The organism is Corallococcus sp. AB038B, assembly GCF_003668955.1.
Lineage (GTDB): Bacteria > Myxococcota > Myxococcia > Myxococcales > Myxococcaceae > Corallococcus > Corallococcus exiguus.
The window spans coordinates 1,463,915-1,489,276 of record NZ_RAWO01000001.1 but is presented as its reverse complement, the minus strand read 5'-3'; the positions used below and the strand labels follow the sequence as shown (position 1 = coordinate 1,489,276).

The following is a 25,362-nucleotide window of genomic DNA, read 5'->3' as shown; positions in this document are numbered from 1 at the left end:
GCAACAACCCACACGCAACAATGGGACGGCTGACACGAGAATCAATTTGTCCGCTTCACCTTCCCCCGAAAGCCCGCCCCCCATGGCCCTGCGCACCGACCTGTCGAAGCCCGTTGTTGCCACCCAGAACCGCACCGACACGAAGCCGGTGAACACCGTGAAGCCCCAGGGCCCGGTGGGCATGAGCTCGCAGTCCAGCTTCAGCACGGGCGCGCCTTCCAAGGCGAAGGCCACGGTGGCGCTGAACGGCGTGGGCCAGAAGCTGACGCCGGGCCCGGTGGACCTCACCAGCCCCCAGGCGCAGCAGGCCGTGCAGCAGACGGTGTCGTACGTGAACCAGAAGAACCCGCAGCTGACGGGCATCACGGGCGGCACGTCGTTCTCGCCGCGCTCGGTGGAGCGCGACCAGCTGGGCATGACGCACGTGCGCATGGACCGCATGCACGAGGGCCTGAAGGTCGCCGGTGAGCAGATCATCGGCCACCTGGACGCGAAGGGTCAGTTCGACAGCCTGACGGGCGACGTGTCCAACGTCCCGGTGGGCATTGGCAAGGCGCCCACGAAGCTGACCGCGAAGGACGCGCTGGCCGTGGCGCAGAAGGACTTCAACGGCGAGACGTCCAAGGCGCCCACCGCGGAGAAGGTCATCGTCAAGGGCAAGGACGGCCAGTACCACGCCGCCTACCACGTGACGCTCACCGACACGAAGGTGTCCAGCGGCAAGGACCCGCGCTCGATGAACTACTTCATCGACGCGAACACCGGCGAGTCCCTCAAGCAGTACAACACGCTGAGCCACCTGGACCGCACGACCAACGCCAAGCGCGCCGATGGCACCTCGGGCACGCCCGCGCAGACGCCCACCACCCCGACGACGCCCACGACTCCGGGCACGGGCCGCGTGGCGGACGACCAGACGATGTACAGCGGCAAGGTCGACATCCAGACCACGAAGAACAAGGACGGCACGTTCTCCCTGGACGACAAGACGCGCGGCAAGGGCATCGTGACGTACGACGCGAAGAACCGCGAGGAAGCGTCCGGCACCACGGGCTTCACCGACAACAACGACGTCTGGGGCGAGAAGACCGACCCGTCGCGCGCCGCCACCGCGGTGGACGCGCACTACGGCGCGGAGATGACCTACGACTTCTACAAGGAGATCCTCGGCCGCGACTCCATCGACGGCAAGGGTGAGAAGCTCGTCTCCTACGTCCACACCGACGTGAACCTGGTGAACGCGTTCTGGGACGGCGAGAAGATGCAGTACGGCGACGGCGACGGGAAGGACTCCGGCCCGCTCACCACGCTGGACATCGCCGGCCACGAAATCACCCACGGCCTCACGGAGCGCACCGCGGGCCTGGAGTACGAGGGTGAGTCCGGCGGCCTCAACGAGTCCTTCAGCGACATCATGGGCACCGGCGTGGAGTGGTTCGCCAGCCAGAAGAACAGCGCGGTGAAGTTCGACTGGGCGGTGGGCGAGGACGCGTGGACGCCCAAGAACGGCGACAACACGGACGCCCTCCGCTACATGAACGACCCGACGGCGGACGGCTACTCCATCGACAACTACAAGAACTTCCCGAAGATGACGGAGGTCCACGGCTCCAGCGGCATCGCGAACAACGCCTTCTTCCTCCTCACCGAGGGCGGCAAGAACAAGACGTCCGGCATCGAGGTGAAGGACGGCATCGGCATGGAGAAGAGCCTCAAGGTCTTCGGCCGCGCGCTCACCACGTACATGACGCCGCAGACGAACTTCTCCCAGGCCCGCGCCGCGACCATCAAGGCCGCCACGGACCTGTACGGCAAGGACTCCGCCGAGGCGAAGAAGGTCGCCGAGGCCTGGACCGCCGTCGGCGTGACCAAGTAGTCCGCTGAGCTTTCAGGCCCGGACGGGAGCCCTGCGCTCCCGTCCGGGCCTTTTTCGTTTCACTGCTTCGCCATGGCGGCCTTCTGTTCGCCCGCGGTATCCCGGACGTGCTCCCCGGAGACGTCGACCGTCACCTCGTGGAGCGTGCCGGTGAACTCGAAGGGCGCGCTGTAGCGCTGGCTGACGGGCGAGTTCTCGTCCCGGCCGCACGTGAGCCCCTCTCCCAGACTGATGGCCACCGGCATGGTCGCGTCGATGGTACTCTGCGCCACCAGGTCGCCGTTGATGTAGAGCCGGCCGCGTCCGGGAGTGCCCCGCCCCACCTTCAGGTCTGGCTTGCCGGTGGGCTCGAACTCGAACCGCAGCTTCGATCGTCCCTCCGGCACGTCCACCGCCGACTCGATGTGGAACTCCTGCTCGCCGAGGTAGTTGTAGGCGTAGTGCAGCTTGTGGTCCTGGATGAAGAGTGAGTAGCCGCCGGTGAGGCCGCCGTGACTGAGCAGCACGCCCTCCGTGTCCCGCGTCACCTCCGCGTCGGCGGTGATGGTGTGGGGCCGGTTGAGCACATGCACCGCCGCGTTCTCCGGCGCGGGCGACGTGTGCGGCCGGTACACGTAGCGAGTGCGGTCCTTCGTGAGCTGCGGGCGCTCCATGGCGAACACGGCGCGGGTGGGCGACGCGAGCGGCAGCACCTGGTAGCGCCCGGCTTCGGCGTACCAGAGGGCGATCATCTCGATGAGCTTACCCCGGTGCTCCGCCGCCACGTTCCGCGTCTCGGAGCAGTCTTCCGCCACGTGGTACAGCTCCCAGCCGTGTGTATCCAGCTCGCGCAGCCGGTCCTCGTCGAGCAGCGACTCACCGAAGCCCTCTCCGGCCTCCTTGAAGGACGGGCCGGGGAACGGGCACACCGCGCGCCAGCCGTCGTGGTAGATGGCGCGCGAGCTGAACATCTCGAAGTACTGCGTGCGGTGTCGGCCAGGCGCGTTCCCGTCGTTGAACGTGTGCTTGAAGCTGACGCCTTCGATGGGTGACTGGGTGACGCCGCGGATCTCCGCCAGCGGCTCCAGGCCCAGGCAGTCCAGCACCGTGGGCACCATGTCGATGGCGTGCGCGTACTGCGTGCGAACCTCGCCCTTCGCCTGGATGCCCTGGGGCCAGTGGACGAGGAACGGGTCGGTGGTGCCGCCGCGGTACGTCTCCCGCTTCCAGCGGCGGAACGGCGTGTCCCCCGCCCAGGCCCAGCCCCACGGGTAGTGGTTGAAGTGCTTCGGGCCGCCCAGGTCCTCCATCGCCGCCAGGTTCTGCGCCAGGGACTCCGGCGCGTTGTTGAAGAACTTCAGCTCGTTCACGGAGCCGTGCGGCCCGCCCTCCGCGCTGGCCCCGTTGTCGGACAGCACCATGATGAGCGTGTTGTCCAACTCGCCGGTGTCCTCCAGGAACTTCAGCAGCCGGCCGATGTGGTGGTCCGTGTGCTCCAGGAAGCCCGCGAAGACCTCCATCATGCGTGAGTAGAGGTGCTTCTCCTCCGGCGGCAGCGAGCCCCAGTCCTGCACGTCCGGGTCATGCCGGGACAGCTGCGTGCCCCGGGGAACCACGCCCAGCTCCAGCTGCTTCTGGAACACCTTCTGGCGGTAGGCGTCCCAGCCGTCGTCGAACTGGCCCGCGTAGGCGTCCGCCCACTCGCGGGGGACGTGGTGGGGCGCGTGCATGGCGCCGGTGGCGAAGTAGAGGAAGAAGGGCTTGTCGGGCGCGACCTGCTTGGTGTCCGCGATGCAGTCCATGGCGCGGTCCACCAGGTCCGGGGTGAGGTGGTAGCCCTCTTCCGGAGTGCCGGGCGGGCGGATGGCGTGGTTGTCGTGGACGAGGTCCGGGTAGTACTGGTGCGTGTCCCCGCCCAGGAAGCCGTAGAAGCGCTCGAAGCCGCGGCCCAGCGGCCAGCGCGAGTACGGCCCGGCGGCGCTCGTCTGCTCCGCGGGGGTCAGGTGCCATTTGCCAATGGCATACGTGTTGTAGCCGGCCTCCATCAGCATCTCGGAGAGGAAGCCATTCTCGAAGGGGATGGTGCCGTTGTAGCCGGGGTAGCCCAGCGACGTTTCGGTGATGGTGCCCATCCCGTTGGAGTGGTGGTTGCGGCCGGTGAGGATGCACGAGCGCGTGGGCGAGCACAGCGCCGTGGTGTGCATGTTGTTGTAGAGCAGCCCGCCTTGCGCCAGCCGGTCCAGGTTCGGCGTGCGGATGGGCGAGCCGTAGCAGCCCAGGTGCCCGAAGCCCATGTCATCCAGGATGATGAACAGGACGTTGGGCGCGCCGGGCTTCGAGCGCAGGGGAGACGGCCACGCGGGAGACGACTGCTCCCAGGTGCGGCCGATGACGCCGGGAAACGGACTGCCGGGTTTGTATTCCTTGAGGGACATGTGCGGGCGCGCCTCCACGCGGCGAGAAACGTTCTCGTGCGTGAGGTGCATCGCCCCCGGAGGCAGCGAATCTGCCCCCGGGACGGAGGCGGCCGGACCCAGGCCCTGGCCGCCTCCTGCTTCACACCCCGCTCACGTCACGGGGAACGGGTTGCGTTCGTGGAACTGGCGCTGGTGGAAGTACGGGTAGGGCCAGGGCGTGGTGCTGGCGGCGTCCAGCGTGGCCACCTGCGCGGGCGTGAGGTTCCAGCCGATGGCGCCCAGGTTCTGGCGCAACTGCTCCTCCGTGCGCGCGCCGATGATGACGTTGGACACGGTGGGCCGCTGGAGCAGCCAGTTGAGCGCCACCTGCGGCACCGTCTTGCCCGTCTCCTGGGCCACGGCGTCGAGCGCGTCCACGACCTTGAAGAGGTACTCCTCCGGAACCTGCGGGCCACCGGCCGCGGTGGCGGGGTTGTTGAGGCGGCTGGTCTCCGGCTTCGGCGCGCCCCGGCGCAGCTTGCCGGTGAGCCGGCCCCAGCCCAGCGGGCTCCACACCACCGCGCCCACCTTCTGGTCTTGCGCGAGCGGCATCAGCTCCCACTCGTAGTCGCGGCCCACGAGCGAGTAGTAGGCCTGGTGGGCCACGTAGCGCGCCAGGTTGTAGCGCTCCGACACGGCCAGCGACTTCATCAGGTGCCAGCCGGAGAAGTTGGAGCAGCCGAGGTAGCGGATCTTCCCCGCGCGCACGAAGCCGTCCAGCGTGTTGAGGACCTCCTCCACGGGCGTCACCGCGTCGAAGGCGTGGAGCTGGAACAGGTCGATGTAGTCCGTCTTCAACCGGCGCAGCGAGGCCTCCACGGCGCGCGTGAGGTGGAAGCGCGAGGAGCCCACGTCGTTGGGCCCCGTGCCCGCGCGGAAGGTGGCCTTGGTGGAGATGATGGCCTTGTCGCGCCGCCCCTCCAGCGCCTTGCCGAGAATCTCCTCCGCGAGCCCGGCGGAGTAGCCGTCCGCGGAGTCGAACATGTTCACGCCCGCGTCCAGCGCGATGTCCACGAGCCGCGTGGCCTCCTTCACGTCGCTGGAGCCGAAGCCCTTGAAGAAATCACCCGCACCTCCGAACGTGCCCGTGCCCAGACTGAGGACGGGGACCTTGAAACCAGAACCACCCAGCTGCCGGTATTCCATGACGTTCACCTCGTGACGAAGCGGGAGGAAAGGCGGCCCACGTAACGGGCCGTGGCGCGGCGCGCAACCGTCGTTTCGCGACATCCGTGATGCTTGAAGCGAAGCGTGGGGGCGCCCATCATGCGCGCGCCTTCCCGGGTGGGGAGGAAGGGGTCCAGGTCTCACGTGAGCACGTCCGCGCCACCCGCATCCGGCCGTCCGCCCATCCTGCGGGCCTTGGGCTATCTGCGCCGCTATCGCCTGGAGGCGCTGGGCGCGCTGCTGTCGCTGCTGCTCGTCTCCGTGGCGAACCTGGGCGCGCCGCAGATGATCCGCATCGCCATCGACCACGGGCTCGCGCGCGGGGAGATACGGCCCGTGTGGCTGGCGGTGGGCGGCCTGGTCGCCATCGCGCTGGGGCGCGGCCTGTTCAACTTCCTGCAGGGCTACCTGGCGGAGCGCGCGTCGCAGGGCGTGGCGTTCGACCTGCGCGACGCGCTCTTCGCGCGCATCCAACGGCTGTCCTTCAGCTACTACGACCAGGCGCAGACGGGGCAGCTGCTCACGCGGCTGACGAGCGACGTGGAGGCGGTGCGCACCTTCGTGGGCAGCGGCGTGGTGCAGTTCGCCGCGGCGGCGGCGATGCTGGTGGGCTGCGCGGGGCTGCTGCTGTACCTGGATCCGGTGCTGGCACTGGCGGCGCTGAGCACCGTGCCGCCCATCCTGTGGGTGCTGCGCCGGTTCATGCAGCGGATGCGTCCGCTGTTCGGCCAGCTGCAGGCGCTGCTGGGCTCGCTCAACACCACGCTGCAGGAGGACCTGCGCGGGCTGCGCGTGGTGCGCGCCTTCTCCGGCGAGGCGCGGGAGCTGGAGCGCTACGGGAAGACCAACGCGGAGCTGAAGGAGAAGAACCTGCGGGTGGTGGACGCGCTGGCCGGCAACTTCCCCCTGGTCACCTTCATCGCCAGCATGGGAACGCTGATGGTGGTGGGCGTGGGAGGCTGGCGCATCCTTCATCAGAAGCTGACACTGGGAGAGCTGGTGGCCTTCATCAGCTACCTGACCTTCCTGCTGATGCCCCTGATGACGCTGGGCTTCTTCGCGGCCAGCATGTCGCGAGCGAGCGCGTCCGCGCAGCGCCTCTTCGAGCTGCTCGACACGGCGGTGGAGGTGGCGGACCGCCCGGGCGCGGTGCCACTGCCTCCATTGCAGGGCCGCATCGAGTTGCGTGACGTGCGCTTCCGCTACGCGGGCAGCGACCGCGAAATCCTGCGCGGCGTGAGCGTGACACTGGAGCCCGGGCAACTGGTGGCGGTGCTGGGCACCACCGGCTCTGGAAAGAGCACGCTCATCAACCTGCTGCCGCGCTTCTACGACGTCACCGGGGGCGCGGTGCTGCTGGACGGACATGACGTGCGGGACGTGACGCTCGCGAGCCTGCGCTCGCAGATGGGCGTGGTACTCCAGGACGCGCTGCTGTTCTCCGGAACGGTGCGGGAGAACATCGCCTACGGGCGCCCGGAGGCGACGCAGGCCCAGGTGGAGGCCGCGGCGGAGGCAGCCCAGGCGGCGGAGTTCATCCGCGAGCTGCCGCAGGGCTACGACACGGTGGTGGGCGAGCGCGGCGTGGGGCTCTCTGGCGGACAGAGGCAGCGGTTGGCCATCGCGCGGGCGCTGCTCACGGATCCGCGGCTGCTCATCCTGGACGACAGCACGTCGGCGGTGGACGCGCGCACGGAGACCGCCATCCAGGGCGCGCTGGACGCGCTGATGCGGGACAAGCGCAGGACGGCCATCGTCATCGCCCAGCGCATCAGCACCGTGCGGGACGCGGACCTCATCCTGGTGCTGGATGAGGGGCGCATCGCCGCGAAGGGGCGCCACGAGGAGTTGAAGGCCTCCAGCGAGCTGTACAACGACATCCTCGGGTCGCAGCTGCAGCCGCCGCGTCAGGAGGAGGTGGCATGAGGCGGCCCGGAAGCATCGAGGCGATGGCGGAGATGGAGACGGGCCGCGCGAAGCAGCGCGGGAAGGTGCTGCGCAGGCTGCTGGGCGAGCTGCGTCCGCACGCGAGCACGCTCACCGTGGCGATGGTCTTCATCCTGGTGGGCGCGGCGTGCCAGGCGCTGGGGCCGTACCTGATGAGCCGGGCCATTGACCACGACATCGGCTCGGGGGACGGCTGGGGGCTGTTGCGGACGATGGGGGTGCTGTTCGTCGTCTACGTCGTGGGCTTGCTGACGCAGCAGGCGCAGACGCGGCGGGTGGGCCACACGGGGCAGCACGTCCTGTCGGACCTGCGCCTGCGCCTCTTCGAGCGGCTCCAGCAGCTGCCGCTGTCGTGGTTCGACCGCCGGCCGCTGGGCGACCTGATGAGCCGGATGCTCAGCGACGTGGACACGCTCAATCAGCTCTTCGCGCAGGGGCTGACGCAGCTGTTGGGTTCGCTGCTGGGGCTGGTGGGCGTGCTCGTCGCGATGTTCGCGCTCAACTGGCGCCTGGCGCTGGCGTGCTTCTCCCTCATCCCCGCCATCGTGCTCACCACGTGGTTCTTCGCGTCGCGGGCGCGCAATGCCTACCGCAAGACGCGGCAGACGGTGGGCGACGTGACGGCGAACCTCCAGGAGGAGATTGGAGGCGTGCGGCAGGCGCAGGCCTTCAACCGCACGGAGAAGAACATCGAGCGCTTCCGCGACCGGAACGCGGCCAACCGCGACGCGAACGTGGCGGCGGTGGGCATCACGTCCGCGTTCTCGCCGGCCATCGACCTGCTCTCCACGCTGTCCACTGCGCTGGTGATTGGCTACGGCGGCGCGCTGGCGCTGAGCGGGCAGCTCACGGTGGGCGGCGTGGCGGCGTTCCTCATCTACGTGCAGCAGTTCTTCCGGCCGGTGCAGCTGGCCGCGTCCGTGGCCGCGCTGATGCAGTCCGCGCTGGCGGGGGCGGAGCGCATCTTCTCCATCCTCGACGAGACCACGGAGCCACCGGACGTGTCGGGCGCGGTGGAGCTGGGGCCGCTCCAGGGCCAGGTGGTGTTCGAGGGCGTGTCCTTCGGCTACGACGCCGCGCGGCCGGTGCTGCGCGACGTGTCCTTCCACCTGGAGCCCGGCCAGACGCTGGCGCTGGTGGGGCGCACGGGCGCGGGCAAGACAACGGTGGCCAGCCTGGTGCCGCGCTTCTACGACGTGACCGGGGGCACGGTGCGTGTGGACGGGCACGACGTGCGCCAGGTGACGCGCGCGAGTCTGCGCCGGCAGATGGCCATGGTGCTCCAGGAGCCGTTCCTCTTCAGCGGCAAGGTGGCGGACAACATCGCCTATGGGAAGGCGGACGCCACCCGCGAGGACGTGGAGGCGGCGGCGAAGGCGGTGCACGCGCACGACTTCATCACCCAACTGCCGCAGGGCTACGACACCGTGCTGGGCGAGGGCGGCGCGACGCTCAGTCAGGGGCAGCGGCAGTTGCTCGCGTTCGCTCGCGCGGTCATCGCAAATCCGCGGGTGCTCATCCTGGACGAGGCGACGGCGAACATCGACACGCGCACGGAGGCGCTCATCCAGCTGGCGTTGGGGCAGCTGTTGTCCGGCCGCACGAGCATCGTCATCGCGCACCGGCTCAACACCATCCGCCACGCGGACCTCATCCTGGTGCTGGAGCACGGCACCGTGGTGGAGCGCGGCAACCACGCAGAGCTGCTCGAGAAGGGCGGGCTCTACGCGGAGCTGTACCATCAGCAGTTCCGTGACACGCCGGAGCCGACGGTCAAGGCGCTGGGCTGAAGGAGCGCTGTTGCGGCGCGTGGACGCTGACACGCCGGATGCACTCCCGGAGCCAGCTCCTCAGGCCCTCCCCACGGGGCACCTTCCGCCCTGCGCGGTCCGCGAACCTGTCCGACAGCTGCTGCCGGAGGCGCCCGGGTGCAGGGCGTCACCGTGCATGGGCGTCGCGCGCGGGCCCCTCCCGGGCGCTTTGATTCCCGTCAGGGCCGCATCTCGCTTGCACGGCTGACCGCCCTTCGTTACCCAGCGGCCGAGGGTGCGGCGTTGGCGGCATGCGCTTCGCGGCGGCGGTTCCCATCTCCAGCATTCATTGCGGTGGGGACGGGCGCGCACCCCTTCCATCTCATCCAGGAGCAGGCATGGCAGGCAGTCGAGGGACAGCGTTGGTGACGGGCTCGTCCGCGGGAATTGGCGCGGTGTACGCACGGCGGCTGGCGGCGCTCGGGTATGACCTGGTCCTGGTCGCTCGGAGGGAAGAGCGGCTGAAGACGCTGGCGGCGGAGCTGACGGCGGCGCATGGCATCCGCGCGGAGGTGCTGCGGGCGGACCTCACGGTGCACGCGGACCTTCAGCGGGTGGCCGGGCGCGCGGCGGGCGAGGACCTCACCCTGCTCATCAACAACGCGGGCGTGGGTGGCTATGGCCCCTTCGCGCAGGTGGAGCCCTCGGCGCTGGAAGGACTGGCGAACCTGCACATGATGGCGCCGATGCTGGCCACGCGCGCGACGCTGCCCGGCATGCTGGCGCGGGGCAAGGGCGCGGTCATCAACGTCGCCTCCCTGCTCGCCTTCTCCGGTGCGATGCCGCCGGGTCCCCTGCCCCACCGGGCCACCTACGCGGGCGCGAAGGCGTTCCTCGTCCACTTCACCCGCACGCTCGCGGGAGAGCTGCGCGGCACGCCCGTGGTGGCGCAGGTCGTCTGCCCGGGCATGACCTTCACGGAGTTCAACGGCGGCTATCCCGGCACCATGTCGCCGGAGGACGTCGTCACCGCGTCGCTCGTCGCGCTGGAGCGCGGAGAGACGGTCTGCGTCCCGGGACTGGAGGCCGCGGAGGCCCTCACTGCCCTGGAGAAGGCGGAGACAGGACTGCTGCGTGGGGCGACCCATGCATTGGCCGGCCGGTACCGGACGGCCTGAAACGCATTTACTGCACATGCATCCATTCAGGCATTCATCTGCACGGAGGAAGCACTCATGAGCGGAACCTCGACGCGACCCGCGGAGAAGAGCGGCACCTTCAAGCTGGGCGGAGATTTGCCCGTCCACCGGCTGGGCTACGGCGCCATGCAGCTCACGGGCCCTGGCATCTGGGGCCCGCCCAAGGACCGGGCGGAGGCGGTGCGCGTGTTGCGCCGCGCGCTGGAGCTGGGCGTGGACTTCATCGACACGGCGGACTCCTACGGCCCCTACATCAGCGAGGAGATCATCGCGGAGGCCCTGCACCCCTACGCCAAGGGCGTGGTGGTGGCGACGAAGGCAGGCCTGGTGCGCACGGGTCCCAACGAGTGGCACCCGGTGGCCGCGCCGAAGTACCTGCGCCAGCAGTTGGAGATGTCGCTGCGCCGGCTGAAGCTGGAGCGCATCGACCTGTACCAGTTGCACCGCATCGACCCGAAGGTCCCGGTGGAGGAGTCGCTGGGCGAGCTGAAGGCGCTGCAGCAGGAAGGGAAGATCCGCCACATCGGCCTGTCGGAGGTGTCGGTGGAGGAGATTGAGCGGGCACGCAAGGTGGTGGACATCGTGTCGGTGCAGAACCGGTACAACCTGACCGACCGCGTGCACGAGAAGGTGTTGGACTACTGCGAGAAGGAGAACCTGGGTTTCATCCCGTGGTTCCCGCTGGCGACGGGCGGTCTGGCGAAGCCGGGGAGCACGCTCGACTCCGTGGCGAAGAAGCACAACGCGACGCCCGCGCAGATTGCCCTCTCCTGGCTGCTGGAGCGCTCGCCGGTGATGCTGCCCATCCCGGGCACGTCCTCCGTGAAGCACCTGGAGGAGAACGTCGCGGGCGCGGAGGTGAAGCTCAACAAGGACGAGCTGGCCGCCGTGGACGCACAGGCGTCGGGACGCTGAAGCATCAGCCCTGCTTCGCTTGAAGCACCCCACCGGCCCACGGGCGGATGGGGTGCTCGCGGCACCTCACGTGGCGAGCGTCCGCCGGCCACGAATCTTCGTGAACGCGTGCGAGCTCAGATAGGCGTAGCTCTGGGGTGCGCGCAGTTCCGGGGAGATATCTCCCAGCGGGAAGGGCTTCGCGAAGACGTGGACCTTTCCCACCTGGATCGCGACGCCGCCCTCGCATCGCGAGAAGTAGCGGTCGTAGTCCTCCTTCAAGATGCCCCCCACCCTCGAGTAGCGGCGCCAGAGCTGCTCGGGAGCGGCCTCGTCGATGCCCAGGATGTCGAAGAAGCCGACGACCTGCTTCACCGGGCTGGAGGAGTAGACAACGACGTGTGAGACCTCCCTGCGGAAGGCGCGCTTGCGGAACTCGACGCGCTTGAGCCCTTCCAGAATGGGGGTCGCATACCGGGGCTGGATGGGCAGCAGGACTACAGACCGAGGCGTTGGCGAAGCCATTCACGACCTCCCGGCTGGACCGTGGTGATGGACTGCGGAGGGCCGTTGAGCACTCCATGACGACAGAGGTCACCGAGAGGAATGGGCTCCTTCAGGATGGCTGCTTGTCGGAAGAGGATGGCGAGCACTTCGCCATTCGAGCACAGCGTCTGCATGTCGCGAAGGGAGAACACCGTGCGTTTACCCACGGTGGCGGCGATCTCTTCGGCATCCGCGGACACCAGCGTCTGCTCGGCAATGCCCACGACCGTCACGGCCTTCTGGGAGTGGCTCAGGTAGAACAGCAGGGACGCACCGGGCTCTATCTGTCGGATCAACGCCCGGCACAGGTACGCCTTCCTCAGGCCATTCCCAAAGGGGTGGATGCCGGGCTCCAGCGACAACTGCGAGTCCGCGTCCGGGAAGAGCAGGTGATGGAACCGGGGCTCGATGGGGATGATGAAGGACGGCACGTCGAACTTCATCGCGGGCGGCCCGTGGCGCACGTGGAAGTCGAGGGGTAAAAGCACTTCGGGCGCATCCCCTGCACGCATTCGTTTCAAGAGGACGAGTTCGCCAGATTCCGTACGCCCTTCCACCTGGAATCCGAAGTCCTCGAACATGGCGATGAGCGCGCCCTGTCGCTCGTAGGCCGTCACGTAGATGAAGTCGTGCCCGTTCTTCGAAACGTGCTCGAAGACACTCTTGAGCAGCAGCTCGCCCAGGCGGCGTCCCTGATGCGCGGGCGCGACCTTGAATGTGCAGAGCTTCAGCGTGCGTCCCTTGAGGCCCAGGACGCCCTCCTCGTCCTTGATGAGGCACAGCGCGGCCAGATGACGCCCCTGCCCCCGCACCACCCAGCATCGTCGGTGGTCCATCTGGCATCTGCGGAACCAACCATCGAATGACGGGTAGTCCCCTCGGAGGCTGTCGAGGAAAGGGTCATCCGCGTCGACGTCATGCGCGAACGTGAACTCCACCGCTGGCGGAGGCCGGGCGAACCTGGCTCGCAAGCCCTGCACCATGGCGAGGGCTTCGCCGACCGTGACAACGCGTTCCTTCAGTCCGATGCGCTTCGCCTTCCGGTGGATGCGCAGGTCTTCAGTCACCAGGACGCCCACGGCGTTGGACCGAACAGCGGCCAACAGCTGGTGGTCTACCCAATCATTCGAGTGGAGTTCAGGGCTCCCCAGAACCTCGTCCCAGCTTGTGGGAACGGGAGGCGGCGCGGGAAGAGGGAGGTATTTGCCGAGCAGCAACTCGCGAAGCCAGCGGCGTGCCTCGTCGCGGTCCCTCTCGACATCCACCTTGATGGCTGGATGGATGAAGAGCTGATAGCCAGCCTCTTCAATGGCTCTTACCAGCCGGGTCGCGGGCTCCATCATTGCCTCAACCTGTTCGGGCGAGGTGGGCTCCAATGGAATCAAGACATTCGTATCGATCAAGAGCTTCGTGACATCCCCCTTACTGCTGTCATGAGGCGTGAAGCCTACTCACGCGTCTGACACCCGTCACTTCCGCTTCACGTAACGCAGGAGGAGCGTCACCAGCTCCTCCTGGAGCAGGCCCTGGGATAGGGACTCGGGGCGCTCCACCACGGCTCGGTGGATGACCGCGTGGGACACCGTGTCGATGAGCCACAGGGCCAGCTCCGGGTCCGGCACGTCCGTGCGGAATCTACTCAGGGCCTCCAGCATGGGCGCGTCGTCCGGATCCCACTTCCTGGCGGGACGTGATGGCAACTCCTCCGTCAGCGCGTGGTGCAGCTTCGGATTCACCGCGTGCGCCGCGAAGCCCAGCGTCACCAGCGTCCGGATGAGGTCCTCCAGCGTGTTGAACTTCCGCGTCGCCAACACCTCTCGCGCGGCGGCGCGCTGCTCCTTCACGTGCCGGCGCGATACCTCCGCCACCAGTGCCTCCTTGCCTGGGAAGAACTGGTACAGCGATGCCACGTTCACGCCTGCTCGCTCCGCGATTCGGTTCGTCGTCAGCTTCGCGTAGCCGTCGCGCACCAGAATGTCAGCAGTCGCCTGCACCAACGCGTCCACTGTCGCTCGCGAGCGCTCCTGCGTGGGTGTCTTCCGAGGGGAAAGCTTCGCGCGCGGCATGCCGGACTCCTGGGGCGGGAACGCAAGCTGACAACATAAGCAGTCCCTTACATTCTTGTCTCCGTCGCTGCTTGCCCGCGACAGGAGACCTTTCATGTCCCATGACACTCTGCCGGTGCTCGTCATCGGCGCAGGGCCCACCGGCCTGACCCTCGCGTGTGACCTCGCTCGTCGAGGCATCCGCGTGCGCATCGTGGATGCGGCCCCGCGCCCCTTCGCCGGTTCTCGCGGCAAGGGGCTTCAGCCTCGCACGCTGGAGGTATTCGATGATCTGGGCGTGCTCGACGCCATTCTCGCCGCGGGCATGGCCTATCCCCGCCTTCGCCTCCGCTGGCGGCGCTTCGTCGTGGGGCGCTGGACCATGATGGCCCCCCGCGCCGTGACCCCAGACGTGCCCTACCCCAATCCCTGGCTCGTTCCCCAGGCACTCACCGAAGGCATCCTGCGCGACCGCCTGACAGCGCTGGGCGTCACCGTGGAGCTCGGCACCGCGCTCACCCGCTTCACCCAGGACGACACCGGCGTCACCGCCACCCTCACCCGTGACGGCGCGGAGGAGACCGTCCGCACGGAGTACCTGGTGGGCGCGGACGGCGGACACAGCCGCGTGCGCAAGGAGTTGGGCCTGGTCCTCCACGGCGTCACCCATGACGAGGAACGCATCATCGTGGGCGACGTACGCGTGGAGGGCCTGGACCCTTCGCACTGGCATGTGTGGCCCTTCGCCACGGGCGGCATGGTGGCGCTGTGTCCCCTCCCCGGAGGGCGCTTCCAGCTCGCCCTCCAGGTGAAGCCCGGCGCTCCCCTGCCGGAGCTCACCGAGGACGCGATCCACCAGCGCTTCCAGGAGGCCGCCCGCCCTGGCTCCAGGCTGCGGCTTCATGACGCGAGCTGGCTGTCCGTGTACCGCCCCAACGTGCGCATGGTGGACCGCTACCGCGTGGGCCGCGTGTTCATCGCGGGCGACGCCGCGCACGTGCACCCTCCCGCCGGAGGCCAGGGCCTCAACACGGGCGTGCAGGATGCCTACAACCTGGGCTGGAAGCTGGGCCACGTGCTTCAGGGCGCGGACCCTGCCCTGCTCGACACCTACGAAGCGGAGCGGCTGCCTGTCGCCGCGCGGGTGCTTGGGCTGTCCTCGAAGCTGTTCGACGGCATGCGGCAGGGACGCATGAAGGCCCTGAACCGGGGCGACGAGCTGCGGCAGCTGGGCCTGGGCTATCGCGACGGACCGCTCGCGCCAGAGGTTCCCGGCGACACGGCGCGGGTGCAGGCCGGAGACCGCGCCCCGGACTCACCCTGCGTGGATGCCCACGGAAAACCTGTCCGACTGTCGGACAGGTTTCGCGGCCCCCACTGGACGCTGCTCGCCTTTGGAACCGCGCGCGCGGATGCCGTCGCGTGGCCTGGTGATTCCGTGCGCGTCGTCCACGTTCTGGGAAAGGGTGCGACTCCCATCCCCGAGGCCCTGTTCGACAGGGACGGCCATGCCCACAGTGCCTACGACGTGGTCCCGGGAAGGGATGCGCTCATCCTGGTTCGCCCGGATGGATACGTGGGACACGCGTCCCGGCCCGGCGACCTCGCGGCGCTGACCGCGTTCCTCACGTCGCTCCTGTCCGCACGCGCGGAGTCCGCTACAGAGGCCACCGCGTAGAGGGAGCCACTCCGCGGGGCTTCGCATTTTCGCGAGGCCCATGGAGACTCTCCCCATGTCCATCCGCTCCTTCCGTGGAAGCGCCGCCCGCGCAGCGCTCGGCCTCCTGACGCTGTCCGCCTGCGGCTCCGGCGACGACACCGACCCGTCCTCCCGGCGCTTCCGCGTGCGCATCGAGAACGTGGCGCCCTTCCAGAACCTCAAGTCCGGCCGGTTCGACACGAAGATAAGCGGCACCTCACCGGGCCCGCTGGCCCCGGGCGACACCTACGAGTTCAGCTTCACCGCGGGCCGCAACCACCGCCTGTCCTTCGCCGCCATGTTCGGCGCATCCAACGACTGGTTCTTCGGCACCGAGCCCCGGGGCATCCCGCTCTACTCCTCCGACGGGCAGCCGGTGACCGGTAACGTCACCTCCCAGGTGGTCCTCTGGGACGCGGGCACAGAGGTGAACGAAGAGCCCGCCGTGGGCGCGCACACCGCTCCGAAGCAGGCCACCTCCACGGACGGCCCGGGCATCAATGACTTCAACTCCAACAACGTGCGGCGCGTGGGCACGCAGCCCGTGCTCAGCAGCGGCCTGCCGTTCAACCTGCCCCCGCGCGCGACGATGATCCGCGTGCAGTTGGCCCACGACACGGCCACGCAGCGCTTCACCGTGCGCATCGAAAACGTCTCCGACGACCGCAACACCCTGAGCACCTCCGAAGGCATCAAGCCCGTGCGCATCACCCCAGGGGTCTGGGTGGTGGGCGCAGGCAATGAGCCCCTCTTCACTGAAGGGCAGCCGGACCGGGGCCAGGGCCTGGAGGCGCTCGCGGAGGGCGGCGACGCCACCGTCCTGGACACCTGGCTCAAGCCGCTGAACGGCGTGGCCACGCCCCTGTCACCGGGCGTCTTCGCCGTGCACAACGCCGCCTCGCCGCTGTTCACGGAAGGTGCGCAGGACCGGGGCCTGGGATTGGAGGCGCTCGCGGAAACGGGCGATGCCTCGCGGCTGGCCAACGCCCTCTCTTCGACTCCGCCCGCGGGCGTGAGCAAGTCAGGCACCTTCAACACGCCCGTGGACGCGGCCGTCCCCGGTCCCCTCCTGCCGGGCCTTGCCTACGAGTTCACCGTCAACGCCAGCCCCGGCGACCGGCTGTCGTTCGCGACCATGTTCGGCCAGTCCAACGACTGGTTCTTCGGCCCCGACGAGCAGGGCATCGCGCTCTTCGACAAGGCCAACGACCCCGTGACGGGCGACATCACATCCAAGCTGTTCCTGTGGGACGCGGGCACGGAGCTGGACGAAGAGCCCGCCGTGGGCCCGCACCAGGGTGCCCCGGAGTGGACCGTGGACACCAACAAGACCGTGCGACGGGTGCCCCCGTCGCGCTACGGCACGCCCCTGTCCCAGCACCTGCGCGTCACCCTCACTGCGGAGTAGTTCGCGCCGCGCTTCACACGGGGACTTCAGACGGCTTCGCGCTCCAGCGTGTCCTCGTCATCGGAGTCCACCGCGGGCTCGTCCTGGAAGGCGCTGGGCAGCAGGCTGAAGGGCAGCACCTTCGCCAGCGCCGCCAACAGCAGGATGCCACCCGGCGCGGCGAAGATGGCCAGCGCGGGGATGGCCTTCGCCACGTCGATGAGCTGCGCGCGCATGCGCTGGCGCTCGTCGGCGGTGAGCTTCTGGCGCCGCGCCGCCTTGGTGAGCAGCACCGCCAGGTCGCCCGTCTCGCGCGCCTCCTGCATGAGCCGGTGGAAGTTCTTCTCCAGCGTCTCCTGCATGCCGCCCATGAGTTCCTCGCCCATGGCGCCCGCCGCGTCCGACACGGTGAAGACATCCACCAGCGAGCGGTGCCGCGCGTAGAACTCCGCCATCTCCAATTCCAGACGGCGCAGCTCCGCGTGAGGCACGTGCAGCGCGCCCGCCAGCGTGTCGATGAAGGCCCGTTCCCGCCGCGTCCGCCTACCGTCCACCAGCGCCGCCAGCAGCGCCTGCTCCAACAGCAGGTGCCGCATGTCCACGCTGCGCACGCGGCGCACCACCTCCCGCACGTCGCGCTTGCGCTCGAAGGACTGGCGCACCGCGGCCTTCACCTCGCCCTCCAGCGAGTGCGGCAGCTTCAACCCCTCCACCTGCCGGAGGATGGCGCGGCGCGCGGGCGCGCTGGGTTCGCGGTCCACGCACGCGAGCGCCGTGAGCACGTCCACCAGGAGCGCCTTCTGCTTCGCCGCGAAGTCCCGCCGCCGCTCCGCCATCGCGCGCGACAGCCTCCCGGTCGAGAACAGGTCGATGGCCTGCCGGCAGAACAGCTGTGCGTCCGCGTACTGCGCGCCGTTGTGCAGCACCAGCCCGTACACCGGGTCTCCGGCCAGCGACGGCGCCCGCTTGTCGAGCGCGTCCTCCACCCGGCCCACCATCCGCCGGGGCACCGGCAGCCCCGCAGCGAGCCGCGCGTCCAGCGCCATGGCCAGGTCCAGCTCGCCCGCCAGCACCGCGAAGAGCACCAGCAGCTGCTCCACCCGCGGGCCCTCCGGCGCGTCCATCACCCGCGCCAGGTCCAGCGCCATGCGCGCCAGCGTGCGCACCACGGCGTGGAACAGCTCGTCCTCCACCTTGCGCGCCGGGACGTCGAAGGGCTCACCACCATCCACCGGCGAGGGCAGCGGCACGGGCGTGCCGTAGACGAGCCCCGAGGCCCGCAGCGTACGACGCAGGAAGGCGCGGCCCCGGGCTCGGCCGGAGGAGGTTTCCGGTAGCGGAGAGGTCGGGACGGGCGAGGGGGAGCGCGCATGCGCTGTGACCACGTCCGTCAGGAGCGTGGCCAGCCAGGTCCCCCTTCCAAAAACCAGCACCGACACCGGTACACCCCTCAAAAGCGTGCGGCCGGACCCCGCCGGAAGCACACGAAGCGGGGAATAACCCAGTCGCATCCGCGATGCCACCCGGCCCCAGGCTCACGGCGGCGTCCGGCAACGGATGCTGATGCCTGGTGGAAAAAACAGCGCGCCCGTCCACCCAGGGCGGACGAGCGCGCGGAGACACCTGGCCAGGAAGGCCTACAGCGCGGTGGCCTTGCCCGGCTCCAGGGCGAGCACCTTGGTGGTGGCCCGGGTCTTCTTCAGCTCGGTGGTGAGCGCGTCCGGGGTGCCGGCCAGGGCGGGGAAGGTGCCGTAGTGCATGGGCACCACGGTCTTCACCTTCAGCAGCTTCGCGGCGACGGAGGCCTGCGCGGGGTCCATGGTGAAGTGGCCGCCAATGGGGAGCAGGGCCACGGTGGGCTTGAACTGCTCGGCGATGAGGGCCATGGAGCTGAAGGCCCCGGTGTCACCCGCGTGGTACAGCGTGGGGCCGTTGGCGATTTCGATGACGAAGCCCAGGGGCGCACCGGCGTACTGAGACGCACCCTTCGGGTCCGCCTGGTAGCTGCTGGAGTGCACCGCCTCCACCAGGTGGATGGTGGCGTCCTTCACCGTGAACGTCCCGCCCGCGTTGGCGCCCATGCCCTGCGCCTCCGGCAGGCCCAGGAGGTTCACCAGCTCGAAGGAGCCGTACACCTTGGCGCTCGTCTTCTGGGCCAGGGCCTTGGTCTCACCCACGTGGTCGAAGTGGCCGTGGGACACGAGGATGGCGTCCACCGCCTCCGGCCACGTGGCGCCCTGCGGCGCCTTCGGGTTGGTGAACCACGGGTCGATGGCGATGGTCGCGCCGCCCGGCGTCTTCACCACGAAGGCGGCGTGGCCCCACCACGTCACCTCCGTCTTGCCCGCGGTGGCCGCAGCCTTGCCCGCCGCCGCCTTGGCCGGCGCCTTCACGTCGGCCTTGGGAGCCGCCGGCGTCGTCGGCGTGCCCTGCGCGAAGGCCGCGCCCGCGACGCCCAGCACCGCACCCACCACCACTGCCTTCAGGTTGTTGCCCATCGTTGTCCGCTCCAGGGGGAGGAAAGAGACGACATGTCGCCGTGCCGCCCGGGGGCGCCGCACGGCCGTGGCGCGACATACCACCCCACCAGGGAGGCGGAAGGGGGCTGGCGCGTCCGGTTGCCTTGGGAAGGACACATGCCTTCATCCACCCACGGCGGGGGATTGTGGCCCCGGGGAGGATGCAGCGCGCTACGCTCGATGGTCGCGTGGACCATCGATTCCAAGTCAGCCTCCGCGGGGTCATCGACCTCCTGTCCCACCACCTGTACAGCTCGCCCGGGGTCTACGTGCGGGAGCTGCTCCAGAACGCCACGGACGCCATCCGCGCCCGCCAGTTGCTGGAGCCCCAGGCCACCGGAGCCGTGGGGCTGGAGCTGCGGGAGAAGCAGGACGGCGGGCCGCCCACCCTGCTCTTCACGGATGAGGGCGTGGGGCTGACAGAAGAGGAGATCCACCGCTTCCTGGCCACCATCGGCGAGTCCTCCAAGCGCGAGCAGCTGGAAGCCCGCCGCAACGACTTCATCGGCCAGTTCGGCATCGGCCTCTTGTCGTGCTTCATGGTGTGCGACGAGCTGCTGGTGGTGACGCGCTCGGCGAAGGGCGACGGGCGGACGCTGGAGTGGCGGGGCCGGCACGACGGCACGTACGACGTGCGCGTCTCCGAGCACCCGCTGGACGCTCCCGGCACGCACGTCTACCTGGTGGCCCGCGCGGACATGGTGGAGTGGTTCACGCCGGAGCGGGTGCGCCAGCTGGCGAAGCACTACGGCGGCCTGTTGCCCTTCCCCGTGCGGCTCACGGTGGATGGACAGACGGAGTCGCTCAACCCGGACGGTCCGCCCTGGCGCCGCTTCTACGAGACGGCGGGAGACCGGCGGCAGGCGCTGCTCGCGTACGGGCGCGAGGTGTTCGGCACGGACTTCCTGGATGTGATTCCGCTGCGCTCGGAGGCGGGAGACGTGGACGGCGTGGCGTATGTGTTGCCGGCGTCGCCGCACTTCAACGCGAAGCAGAAGCACCGCGTGTACCTGAAGCAGATGCTGCTGTCGGAGAGCGCGGAGAACCTGCTGCCGGAGTGGGCGTTCTTCGTGAAGTGCGTGGTGAACGCGAACGGGCTACGGCCCACCGCGAGCCGCGAGTCCTTCTACGAAGACACGGTCCTGGCGAAGGCGCGCGAGGCACTGGGCCAGTCCCTGCGCAAGTACCTGATGGACCTGGCGCACGAAGACCCCCGGTCGTTGCAGCGGTTGATTGCGTTGCATGGGCTGTCGGTGAAGGGGCTGGCGCTGGACGACGATGACTTCTACCGGCTGGTCATCAACTGGCTGCCTTTCGAGACGTCGCTCGGGGTGATGACGTTGGCGGACTACCGGAAGTCGTGGCCGGTGGTGCGCTACACGCCGACGCTGGACGGGTTCCGGCAGGTGGCGCGGGTGGCGGCGGCGCAGGGGCTGTGCGTGCTGAACGCGGCGTACACGCATGACACGGCGCTGCTGGAGAAGCTGCCGCACGTGGTGCCGGAGGCGCAGGTGGCGCCGTTCTCGTCGGCGGACCTGCCGCAGAGCTTCGAGGAGCTGACGCTGGACGAACGCGAGGCCGTCTACCCGCTGCTGCGTCTGGCCGAGCGCGTGCTGGCGCCGTTCCGCTGCGGGGTGGAGGTGAAGAAGTTCTTCCCGGCGGAGGTGCCCACGCTCTACAGCTCGGACGCGGAAGGCGCGTTCAAGCGGGACGCGGAGCGGGCGCGGGAGGAGTCGGACGACCTGTACGCGGGCGTGTTGGACGGGGTGATGGCGGGCACGGGCGGACAGGAGCGGGCGTTGCTCTGCCTCAACCTGCACAACCCGGTGGTGCGCAAACTGGCCGCGGTGGAGGGGCGGGAGTTGCTGAAGCTGTCGGTGGAGATGCTCTACGTGCAGGCACTGCTGTTGGGGCAGCACCCGCTGAACGCGCAGGAGATGGCGCTGCTGAACCATGGACTGCTGGGGCTCATCTCGGCGCGGCTGGACGAAGGCGGCGGCGGGGGCGGTTCGTCGGGTCCGGGCTCGCGGGGGATGCACTGATGGTGGACTGGCATCAGCAGGTGGAGGCCCTGCGCGCGCAGGCGGAGGAGCTGCCGGAAGGCGACGCGAAGGTGCGCGCGCTGGAGGAGGCAGTGCGGCTGACGGACGCGCACGGCGACGTGCCGCTGGGGTACGAGCTGCGGGACTCGCTCATCGACGCGGCGACGTTCGGTGGGTATCCGGACAAGGCGCTGGTGGCGTTCGCATGGTGCCGGGGGCAGCAGAAGAAGGATCCGCAGCGGTTCGACCCGGAGGACATGCTGTGGAAGCAGAAGTGGGTCGTGGGCCGGTTGGACGAGTTCCCGCACATCAGCCGGAAGCAGATTGCCGACGCGCTGGATGACGTGGAGCAGAGCTTCGCGAAGCTGGACGCGGGCAAGCGGGCGGCGTTGAAGCTGCGCTACCAGATGGCTCGAGACATGGGGGACACGGAGGAGGCGGAGCGCCTGTGGGAGGCGTGGCTCGTCGCGCCCAGGGACCACCTGACGGACTGCCGCGTCTGCGAGCTGGACGATGAGCTGGACCACCACGTGGACAAGGGCGAGTGGGAGCAGGCCATCCAGAAGGCGAAGCCCATCCTGGACGGGCGTCAGTCCTGCGCGGAGATCCCGCACCTGACGTTGGGCACGCTGCTGTATCCGTTCTTCAAGCTGGAGCGAATGAAGGAAGCGCGGGACTGCCACATGCGCGGCTACGCGATGGTGGCGAAGAACCGCGAGTTCCTGGCCACAGTGGGAGAGCACCTGGAGTTCCTGGCGCTGACGGGCAACCTGTCGCGCGGACTGACGCTCTTGGAGAAGCACCTGGGCTGGGCGCTGGAGCACTCCAGCTACCGGGACCGGTTCAGCTTCTACACGGCGTCGTCGTTCCTGCTGGGCCAGGTGGTCGCGGACGGCCGGGATGAGGTGAGCCTGCGATTGCCACGCGCGTTCGCATTGCACGCGGTGGACGGGGGCTATGGGACGCGGGCGCTGAAGGACTGGCTGGAGTCACAGGCTCGCGACATCGCGGCGCGGTTCGATGCGCGGAATGGGACGCAGCGGTTCACGGGATTGCTGGCTCGCAATGAGGTGCTGGCGAAGGAAGCGCGGTTGTTCCCGTTGGATTGAAGGGAGTGCATCCGCATGAAGGGCTCAAGCTGGATGCCTGTCGCCATCACCTGGTTCCTCCTTCTCGCGCCCCAAGGCCGGGCTGAAGAAACAGAGCTACCTCCTCCGGGAGACTGCGCCAAAGACGTCTGGCGCGACTTGAGCAAAGCCGTTGGCACGGCATGCAAGACTCAGAGCATGAGCTGTAACGCAACAATGTCCTGCGTGGACCTGACGGTTCAATGGAATCGCTTTGAGCACTGCATCCAAGCGCGCAGGACTTTGATGAACCGATGCTTTCGCGGCGGCGATGCTGAGCATAGGAGCATCCTTGAAGGCTATGAGCGGGGACAAGCTCGCTGCACGGAGTTCATTCGCGTCCGATGCGGCCCCAATGAGAAATGCCAATGAGCGATGACGACCTGCGACGTCTCATTGAGCAGGCCTTCTCAGGTGTTCCCCCCCCCGAGAAGAAACGCGTCGCCTATGCACGCGGTGCATGGGAGACGCCAAAACTCGTTCGGGACTTCGGGGGGCACCACTGGAAGGACGTCCCAATAGAGAAGGTGCGCGACCATGCGGCGCATCTCTCGCTGTTCAGCCCGGAGGCACTCGCCTACTACCTTCCGGCCTATCTCAGCGCGGCGCTCGTGGATCTTGATGTGCGCGACTTTCTCCTGTCCTCATTGACCATCTTTGATGAAGCACAGCCAGACCTGCGCGCCTTCTTCCTTCGCAGGTTTGATCGATTGAGCCCACCCCAAAGGAACGCCATCCGGATGTTCCTCATCCACATGAGGGACGCATCCACTTCGCCTATCTCCAAGCAGTCCTGGTCCCAAGCGTTGGAGACGTATTGGGACCTACCCGCGGAATGACATCCGCGCTCAGCCACTCGTATCTAGCTGACAGGTCCATCCAGTAGCGCCCGAGGAAGCAAGCCAGGGAACTCGACTTCGAAGCGTCGAACATCCTTGACGAGTTCCCGGACAGACGCGTCGCGCAGGTGCCCTCGGTAAGCCAGTGTGTCTTCACACCGGAGACGCAACCACTCGACATCCCCAGCAGGGACGTCTGGCCCCTTCAAAAGCCCGTGAAGAACTCCGGCCAGGTCGCGAACCCATTGGTCCTTCTCACTCATCCGTCGTGATTCCGTAGATTGGCGCATGGAAGCCGCGCTCTACATCGACCCGAACATCGCCACTGCTTTGCACCGCCACCAGGATCCGGGCGTCCCCGATCCGCATCCACCACTCGCGTTCGCCGAGTTGCTCGATGTGGAGCCAGTGGTCGACAACCAGTTCGTCAAACACCCCTTCGTTCTTCACGGCTACGTCACCGGATGGACGATGCGCCAACAATCGCCATTCCCGGCCAGGGGACGAAGCAAGGCGGAGGGCCCGTTCAGCTTCGTTCTCATTCTTGTCGCTCATGACTCACACCCTGATGTCATTCCATGAGCAGCGTTCGAAGAGCCAGCGCTCAACGAGGTTCTCAACGTACTGCTGCGAACCTCCACTCCGGCCGTCCAAATCGCGTGGGGAGAGCGTCAGGCGTTCGACTCCCACCAGCCGGATGTTTTCGATTCGCAGCGGGTTGCCGGATGCGAGCCGTTCAGTCCACGAACGAAACGTTCTCTCCAGGGAATTCAGTCCCATGAAACACGCCATTCCCAAGGTGTTCTCGAGCGTGCTTCATACTCTGCGATGTAATGCTCAACAGGATAGGCCGTGCCAGTTACATGGAACTCGCCGGTCACCCTGTCTACAATCAAGGGTGCATTCCCGCCTACCGCAAAAGCCGGGTCCCCAGTTTCCACGTGCCGCTTCGAGGCATAGAAGAAAACCCATCCAAATCCACGCTCGATCGTGTGCTCATCGAGAAGAATCAACTCCCCCCCAGCTTGAGCGCTCACCCTACTTACGTAGGCATCCACCAGCTCACGTGCTTCATTTCGATTCATCTTCCACCTGCTTTCGCCGCGCCCATCCATCTACCCCGGGTCCGGCCGAAGGTCGCCGACCCGGCCAGTCTGAACGATTTCCTGGATGCCAGACGCAATGCGCTCCCGCGTGACGGAAGCGACGACCACGAGATTCCGCTCAAGAAACACCCTGCCGCCCTTCAGCGCCTCGTCAACATCCTGGGTCAAGCGAGCCGGGTCGTACACGGTGAGCGTGTACCGACGCCCATGAATCACCGCGACGACTCCGGGGAGCCAGCCTTTGGCCTCGACCTCCCAATCGGAGTCCTCGAAGCCAGGAGGGAACTCCAGGACGATGTTGCTCATGACGCTCACAGTGGATTGAGCGGCTCGGTCACGCGGAGTGAGAACCCCAGGGCCCTGATGGCCTTGAGATAGGGCATGGAGCGCATCTCAGGGCATTTGAGGACCGCCTCCTGGAACTCCATGGGCGGCACGTACCCGTGCGCGTCGATGTAGTGGACGATCATCGTCGGAGCGATGAAGACCTTCGTCTCCCCGGGGATGAAGACGTTCGCATTCCCGGCGGCGCCCCCCGCACCAAAGTAGGACGTGCCCGCGAGCCTCCCCGCGAACTGGCAAAGCGAGCACACGTGGATGCCCGCGAACGCCACCGGAGGCTGCCACGGATTCCCACACAGGCGGAGCAGCGCCTTGAAGAACTTCTCGTCCACGGTCCCCTGGGGATAGGCGTGCCCCCTTTCAAGCCAGCCCACCGCGAGCGACGACGGTTCCCACTCGCGCACATAGCTGCAAGGGGTCAGGTCTTGAAAGTGAGCCATG

22 protein-coding genes are annotated in these 25,362 nt (G+C 68.1%); 11 read left to right on the top strand and 11 right to left on the bottom strand.

The annotated features are described in order from the left end of the window. Positions 1-82: 82 nt before the first annotated feature. Positions 83-1,876, top strand: coding sequence for a M4 family metallopeptidase (locus tag D7Y04_RS06210; protein ID WP_121758612.1), 1,794 nt, complete (start codon positions 83-85; stop codon positions 1,874-1,876). Between the two features lie 59 nt (positions 1,877-1,935). On the opposite strand, the gene D7Y04_RS06205 is transcribed toward D7Y04_RS06210, so the two are convergent. Together D7Y04_RS06205 and D7Y04_RS06200 are read right to left on the bottom strand one after the other, a co-directional pair. After that, positions 1,936-4,290: an arylsulfatase gene (locus D7Y04_RS06205; RefSeq protein ID WP_121758611.1), complete on the bottom strand. Its 2,355-nt coding sequence runs from the start codon at positions 4,288-4,290 to the stop codon at positions 1,936-1,938. A gap of 132 nt (positions 4,291-4,422) precedes the next feature. Beyond that, positions 4,423-5,457, bottom strand: coding sequence for an aldo/keto reductase (locus D7Y04_RS06200; RefSeq protein ID WP_120577747.1), 1,035 nt, complete (start codon positions 5,455-5,457; stop codon positions 4,423-4,425). A gap of 165 nt (positions 5,458-5,622) precedes the next feature. On the opposite strand from D7Y04_RS06200, the gene D7Y04_RS06195 reads away from it, so the two are divergent. The 4 genes from D7Y04_RS06195 (at position 5,623) to D7Y04_RS06180 (ending at position 11,290) form a co-directional block, all read left to right on the top strand. Then, entirely contained in the window at positions 5,623-7,404 is a 1,782-nt protein-coding gene (locus tag D7Y04_RS06195; protein ID WP_120594893.1) for an ABC transporter ATP-binding protein, read from the top strand. Next, entirely contained in the window at positions 7,401-9,215 is a 1,815-nt protein-coding gene (locus tag D7Y04_RS06190) for an ABC transporter ATP-binding protein (RefSeq protein ID WP_199749621.1), read from the top strand. Before D7Y04_RS06195 ends, D7Y04_RS06190 begins: the two co-directional genes overlap by 4 nt. A gap of 359 nt (positions 9,216-9,574) precedes the next feature. Next, positions 9,575-10,354 carry an SDR family oxidoreductase gene (locus D7Y04_RS06185; protein WP_121758610.1) on the top strand — a complete coding sequence of 260 codons (780 nt, stop codon included), beginning with the start codon at positions 9,575-9,577 and terminating at the stop codon, positions 10,352-10,354. 57 nt (positions 10,355-10,411) lie between these two features. Then, positions 10,412-11,290, top strand: coding sequence for an aldo/keto reductase (locus D7Y04_RS06180; RefSeq protein ID WP_121758609.1), 879 nt, complete (start codon positions 10,412-10,414; stop codon positions 11,288-11,290). Positions 11,291-11,356: 66 nt separating this feature from the next. Here the strand turns inward: D7Y04_RS06180 and D7Y04_RS06175 are convergent, their stop codons facing one another. The 3 genes from D7Y04_RS06175 to D7Y04_RS06165 all read right to left on the bottom strand — a co-directional run bounded on the left by D7Y04_RS06175 (position 11,357) and on the right by D7Y04_RS06165 (position 13,881). Then, positions 11,357-11,794: a hypothetical protein gene (locus D7Y04_RS06175; protein WP_120577742.1), complete on the bottom strand. Its 438-nt coding sequence runs from the start codon at positions 11,792-11,794 to the stop codon at positions 11,357-11,359. Further along, entirely contained in the window at positions 11,767-13,158 is a 1,392-nt protein-coding gene (locus tag D7Y04_RS06170) for a GNAT family N-acetyltransferase (RefSeq protein ID WP_120594897.1), read from the bottom strand. Before D7Y04_RS06170 ends, D7Y04_RS06175 begins: the two co-directional genes overlap by 28 nt. A gap of 126 nt (positions 13,159-13,284) precedes the next feature. Next, positions 13,285-13,881: a TetR/AcrR family transcriptional regulator gene (locus D7Y04_RS06165; RefSeq protein WP_158620601.1), complete on the bottom strand. Its 597-nt coding sequence runs from the start codon at positions 13,879-13,881 to the stop codon at positions 13,285-13,287. Positions 13,882-13,975: 94 nt separating this feature from the next. Between D7Y04_RS06165 and D7Y04_RS06160 the strand changes: the two genes are divergently transcribed. Both D7Y04_RS06160 and D7Y04_RS06155 read left to right on the top strand, forming a co-directional pair. Then, positions 13,976-15,538, top strand: coding sequence for an FAD-dependent oxidoreductase (locus tag D7Y04_RS06160; RefSeq protein WP_121758608.1), 1,563 nt, complete (start codon positions 13,976-13,978; stop codon positions 15,536-15,538). A gap of 55 nt (positions 15,539-15,593) precedes the next feature. After that, positions 15,594-16,967: a spondin domain-containing protein gene (locus tag D7Y04_RS06155; protein WP_158627449.1), complete on the top strand. Its 1,374-nt coding sequence runs from the start codon at positions 15,594-15,596 to the stop codon at positions 16,965-16,967. Between the two features lie 26 nt (positions 16,968-16,993). Here D7Y04_RS06155 and D7Y04_RS06150 read toward each other — a convergent pair whose 3' ends face one another. Both D7Y04_RS06150 and D7Y04_RS06145 read right to left on the bottom strand, forming a co-directional pair. Next, on the bottom strand, positions 16,994-18,385 hold the full coding sequence (locus D7Y04_RS06150; protein ID WP_233601283.1) for a TerB family tellurite resistance protein: 1,392 nt from the start codon (positions 18,383-18,385) through the stop codon (positions 16,994-16,996). A gap of 198 nt (positions 18,386-18,583) precedes the next feature. Then, positions 18,584-19,444 (bottom strand): metal-dependent hydrolase, encoded by an 861-nt coding sequence (locus tag D7Y04_RS06145; protein ID WP_120594900.1) that lies wholly within the window; start codon positions 19,442-19,444, stop codon positions 18,584-18,586. Positions 19,445-19,653: 209 nt separating this feature from the next. Between D7Y04_RS06145 and D7Y04_RS06140 the strand changes: the two genes are divergently transcribed. From D7Y04_RS06140 to D7Y04_RS06125, 4 genes are read left to right on the top strand one after another with little or no spacing between them, the layout of a single operon-like run. Further along, positions 19,654-21,507: an HSP90 family protein gene (locus D7Y04_RS06140; RefSeq protein ID WP_121759292.1), complete on the top strand. Its 1,854-nt coding sequence runs from the start codon at positions 19,654-19,656 to the stop codon at positions 21,505-21,507. Beyond that, positions 21,507-22,616, top strand: a complete 1,110-nt coding sequence (locus D7Y04_RS06135) for a hypothetical protein (protein ID WP_370457085.1) — start codon at positions 21,507-21,509, stop codon at positions 22,614-22,616. Before D7Y04_RS06140 ends, D7Y04_RS06135 begins: the two co-directional genes overlap by 1 nt. Before the next feature lie 15 nt (positions 22,617-22,631). Next, positions 22,632-23,006 (top strand): hypothetical protein, encoded by a 375-nt coding sequence (locus D7Y04_RS46710; protein ID WP_120594903.1) that lies wholly within the window; start codon positions 22,632-22,634, stop codon positions 23,004-23,006. Further along, positions 23,003-23,473, top strand: coding sequence for a DUF6714 family protein (locus D7Y04_RS06125; protein WP_120594904.1), 471 nt, complete (start codon positions 23,003-23,005; stop codon positions 23,471-23,473). Before D7Y04_RS46710 ends, D7Y04_RS06125 begins: the two co-directional genes overlap by 4 nt. Before the next feature lie 255 nt (positions 23,474-23,728). Here D7Y04_RS06125 and D7Y04_RS43985 read toward each other — a convergent pair whose 3' ends face one another. The 4 genes from D7Y04_RS43985 to D7Y04_RS06105 form a co-directional block, all read right to left on the bottom strand. Further along, the gene (locus D7Y04_RS43985) at positions 23,729-24,028 is read right to left on the bottom strand and encodes a hypothetical protein (protein WP_147477048.1); all 300 of its coding nucleotides are present in this window, start codon (positions 24,026-24,028) and stop codon (positions 23,729-23,731) included. 215 nt (positions 24,029-24,243) lie between these two features. Then, positions 24,244-24,558 (bottom strand): YrhB domain-containing protein, encoded by a 315-nt coding sequence (locus D7Y04_RS46705; protein ID WP_121759291.1) that lies wholly within the window; start codon positions 24,556-24,558, stop codon positions 24,244-24,246. A 30-nt stretch (positions 24,559-24,588) separates the two neighbouring features. Beyond that, complete coding sequence (locus tag D7Y04_RS06110; protein ID WP_121758605.1) at positions 24,589-24,885, bottom strand: hypothetical protein; 297 nt, start codon at positions 24,883-24,885, stop codon at positions 24,589-24,591. 5 nt (positions 24,886-24,890) lie between these two features. Further along, complete coding sequence (locus D7Y04_RS06105) at positions 24,891-25,361, bottom strand: hypothetical protein (protein ID WP_121758604.1); 471 nt, start codon at positions 25,359-25,361, stop codon at positions 24,891-24,893. Between the last annotated feature and the right edge of the window lies 1 nt (position 25,362).

Excerpts from the sequence above, each read along its gene's own strand:
- D7Y04_RS06210 (WP_121758612.1), top strand. The coding sequence starts at position 83 with ATGGCCCTGCGCACCGACCTGTCGAAGCCCGTTGTTGCCACCCAGAAC.
- D7Y04_RS06205 (WP_121758611.1), bottom strand. The coding sequence starts at position 4,290 with ATGTCCCTCAAGGAATACAAACCCGGCAGTCCGTTTCCCGGCGTCATC.
- D7Y04_RS06200 (WP_120577747.1), bottom strand. The coding sequence starts at position 5,457 with ATGGAATACCGGCAGCTGGGTGGTTCTGGTTTCAAGGTCCCCGTCCTC.
- D7Y04_RS06190 (WP_199749621.1), top strand. The coding sequence starts at position 7,401 with ATGAGGCGGCCCGGAAGCATCGAGGCGATGGCGGAGATGGAGACGGGC.
- D7Y04_RS06185 (WP_121758610.1), top strand. The coding sequence starts at position 9,575 with ATGGCAGGCAGTCGAGGGACAGCGTTGGTGACGGGCTCGTCCGCGGGA.
- D7Y04_RS06180 (WP_121758609.1), top strand. The coding sequence starts at position 10,412 with ATGAGCGGAACCTCGACGCGACCCGCGGAGAAGAGCGGCACCTTCAAG.
- D7Y04_RS06175 (WP_120577742.1), bottom strand. The coding sequence starts at position 11,794 with ATGGCTTCGCCAACGCCTCGGTCTGTAGTCCTGCTGCCCATCCAGCCC.
- D7Y04_RS06170 (WP_120594897.1), bottom strand. The coding sequence starts at position 13,158 with ATGATGGAGCCCGCGACCCGGCTGGTAAGAGCCATTGAAGAGGCTGGC.
- D7Y04_RS06165 (WP_158620601.1), bottom strand. The coding sequence starts at position 13,881 with ATGCCGCGCGCGAAGCTTTCCCCTCGGAAGACACCCACGCAGGAGCGC.
- D7Y04_RS06160 (WP_121758608.1), top strand. The coding sequence starts at position 13,976 with ATGTCCCATGACACTCTGCCGGTGCTCGTCATCGGCGCAGGGCCCACC.
- D7Y04_RS06155 (WP_158627449.1), top strand. The coding sequence starts at position 15,594 with ATGTCCATCCGCTCCTTCCGTGGAAGCGCCGCCCGCGCAGCGCTCGGC.
- D7Y04_RS06145 (WP_120594900.1), bottom strand. The coding sequence starts at position 19,444 with ATGGGCAACAACCTGAAGGCAGTGGTGGTGGGTGCGGTGCTGGGCGTC.
- D7Y04_RS06135 (WP_370457085.1), top strand. The coding sequence starts at position 21,507 with ATGGTGGACTGGCATCAGCAGGTGGAGGCCCTGCGCGCGCAGGCGGAG.
- D7Y04_RS46710 (WP_120594903.1), top strand. The coding sequence starts at position 22,632 with ATGAAGGGCTCAAGCTGGATGCCTGTCGCCATCACCTGGTTCCTCCTT.
- D7Y04_RS06125 (WP_120594904.1), top strand. The coding sequence starts at position 23,003 with ATGAGCGATGACGACCTGCGACGTCTCATTGAGCAGGCCTTCTCAGGT.
- D7Y04_RS43985 (WP_147477048.1), bottom strand. The coding sequence starts at position 24,028 with ATGAGCGACAAGAATGAGAACGAAGCTGAACGGGCCCTCCGCCTTGCT.
- D7Y04_RS46705 (WP_121759291.1), bottom strand. The coding sequence starts at position 24,558 with ATGAATCGAAATGAAGCACGTGAGCTGGTGGATGCCTACGTAAGTAGG.
- D7Y04_RS06110 (WP_121758605.1), bottom strand. The coding sequence starts at position 24,885 with ATGAGCAACATCGTCCTGGAGTTCCCTCCTGGCTTCGAGGACTCCGAT.
- D7Y04_RS06105 (WP_121758604.1), bottom strand. The coding sequence starts at position 25,361 with ATGGCTCACTTTCAAGACCTGACCCCTTGCAGCTATGTGCGCGAGTGG.